The sequence below is a fragment of the Planktothrix sp. FACHB-1355 genome (genome assembly GCF_014748295.1).
Lineage (GTDB): Bacteria > Cyanobacteriota > Cyanobacteriia > Cyanobacteriales > Aerosakkonemataceae > Aerosakkonema > Aerosakkonema funiforme_A.
Genome location: NZ_JACJUP010000979.1, coordinates 1 through 2,760, shown reverse-complemented (window position 1 = coordinate 2,760; position 2,760 = coordinate 1). Strand labels below are relative to the sequence as shown.

At 44.1% G+C, this 2,760-nt stretch carries 2 protein-coding genes; both read left to right on the top strand.

Annotation, left to right across the window (positions count from 1 at the left end):
* Nucleotides 1-328, top strand: a 328-nt coding sequence (locus H6S82_RS27835; RefSeq protein ID WP_191057077.1) for a zinc ribbon domain-containing protein, incomplete at its 5' end; no start/stop codon positions are given.
* Nucleotides 329-396: 68 nt separating this feature from the next.
* Nucleotides 397-2,685, top strand: a complete 2,289-nt coding sequence (locus H6S82_RS27830; RefSeq protein ID WP_190475379.1) for a response regulator — start codon at nucleotides 397-399, stop codon at nucleotides 2,683-2,685.
* The last annotated feature ends 75 nt before the right edge of the window (nucleotides 2,686-2,760 follow it).

Here is a 2,760-nt window from a genome sequence, read left to right as displayed (position 1 = left end):
GATGGCCAACCACAAACTAGCTAGTGCGATAAGCGACAATTGCTTTTATGAAGTACGTCGCCAATTAGTTTATAAGCAAGCGCATTACGGGACAAAAGTAGAATTAGTTGATAGATGGTTCCCATCATCCAAAACCTGTTCAAAATGCGGTCACGTTCAGCCAATGAAATTATCAGATAGAGTGTTTCATTGCAGGGAATGTAACCACATCCAAGATCGGGATGCCAATGCCTCAATCAATTTGGAAAATGCGCCGCCCAACAAAGTAAGGTTGGCTAAACCTGAACTAAACGCCTGTGGACAAGTTGCGTGCCGACACCCTTGGTAGAAACAGGAAGTAGACAGCGTTGTCCAATTATGTCCGGCAATGTATAAGTTCTACGTAGCAGTATCGTTATGTCTGCAATTGCAGTTCCTAAAAAAACAAACAGCAAAATCAATATTCTGATCGTGGATGACCAGCCGGACAATTTGCGAATCTTGTCTAGCATTTTGCGGGATGAAATGTACAAGGTGAGACAAGCTATCAGTGGAGAAGTCGCCTTGGCTGCGATTCAGGCCAATACTCCCGATCTGATCTTGCTGGATATCCGGATGCCACAAATGGATGGCTATCAGGTTTGTTCGATTCTGAAAGCCAATCCCGCCACTCGCGATATCCCCGTGATTTTCTTGAGTGCGTTGAATGATGCCAGCGATAAGGTCAAAGCCTTTGCCGCTGGTGCAGCAGATTATATTACCAAACCCTTTCAAACCGAGGAAGTACTGGTTCGGATCGGACATCAACTCACGATTCGGCAGCAGCAGCAGCAATTATTAGAGCAGAATCAACAGCTACAGCAAACCGGAGCAATGCTGCAATTTCAGGCCGAACAAGAACGGTTAATGGGCACAATTATTCAACGAATTCGGCAATCTCTCGATAAAGAAGTTGTTTTCAGTACAACGGTTTCTGCCATTCAACAGTTGCTGCGAGCCGAGCGCGTTTTAATTTATCAATTGTTTGAGAATCACACGGGAAAAGTGGTTGACGAAGCAGTTGTATCCGGGTTCCCAGCTATTTTGGGAATGGATTTTCCACAAGAAGTATTTCCCTCCACTTATCACGAACTTTACAAACACGGCAGGATTTGTATCATTAATGATATCTATGCCAAAAATGCTGATATTACCCCTTGTTTAGTTAAATTTGTCGAACAATGGGCAGTTCGAGCCAAGTTAGTTGTACCGATTCTGGCTAATGAAAACCTCTGGGGATTGCTGATTATTCACCATTGCTCTGCCCCCAGAGTATGGCTGCGTTCGGAAGTGAGTTTGCTTTCCCAACTGGCAGGGCAGATTGCGATCGGTATTCAACAGGCAGAACTATATCAGGAAATCCAAAATTTTAACAGCACTTTGGAACGGCAAGTGCATATTCGTACTTTACAATTACAGCAATCCCTCGCCTTTGAAGCTACTCTCAAACGCATTTCCGATAAAGTACGCGACTCGTTAGATTCCCATCAAATTCTGCAAATTGCAGTCAAAGAATTAGCCACCGCGATCGAAGCAAAAGCTTGCGATGCTGCCCTCTACAGTCCAGATCGCCTCACCTCGACAATTCACTATCAGTATGTGCAACCTGGGCTACCCGCGACTCAAGGACAACAAATCCAGCTCGAACATGCACCTGAGATATACGCTCAATTGCAGCAGGGATATTGTTTTGCGTTTTGTCAGATGCAAGTTAGCCCCATTCCCTATCATTCAGCAATTTTCGTCTGTCCGATAGTTGATGGGCAATTGCAACAAGCTGGAATTATTGGCCATCTTTGGGTATTCAAAGCGATCGGTTCTAGCTTTAGCGAGATGGAAATTAATTTGGTGCAACAAGTTGCTAACCAGTGTGCGATCGCTCTCCGTCAAGCTCAATTGTATGAAGCTGCTCAAGCTCAGGTCAAGGAACTCCAACGACTCAATCAACTCAAAGACGATTTTCTCAACACTATCTCCCACGAACTGCGTACCCCAATCTCTAGTATCCAAATGGTCACTAACTTATTGATAACGCTAACTAATCAGGAGGAAACTTTCGTTCGGGAAATTTGTGATTTTAAAGAACAAAATAACAAAGCGATCCATTATCTCAAGGTTTTGCAGGAAGAATCTGAGCGGGAACTAAACTTAATCGAAGATCTGCTCAGTCTTCAGCACATCGAAGCGGGTGTTTACGCCAGTCAACCTACTCCGATCGATTTGCGAGACTGGTTGCCTCATGCGATCGAAAGTTTTGAAATTAGAGCCCGAAACCAACAGCAAACACTACAAGTTGAAATCGCTCCCGATTTTCCTATCCTGACTGTTGACTTGCATAGCTTCAGCCGGATCGTCACCGAACTACTCAATAATGCCTGCAAATATACCCCCCCCCGTGAGACGATCTCTATTTATGCTTATACAAAAACCGACCATTTCTATTTAAATATCGTGAATACGGGTGTCGAAATTGCTCCCGAAGAACTGCCTCGTGTTTTTGATAAGTTCTACCGTATTCCTAACAAAGACCCTTGGAAGCACAGTGGCACTGGCTTGGGACTGGCACTGGTAAAAAAGCTAGTTGAGCAAATGCGTGGGACGATCGCTGTTCAAAGCGCGAACAATGCTACCCAATTCATCATTCGATTGCCTCTTTTTATTGAGTAATCTTATCTCTAATTATACGGAATAAGTAGGTGGGCAGAATTACTCCCTTCCCGCTCAAACAATATGTATTGCATT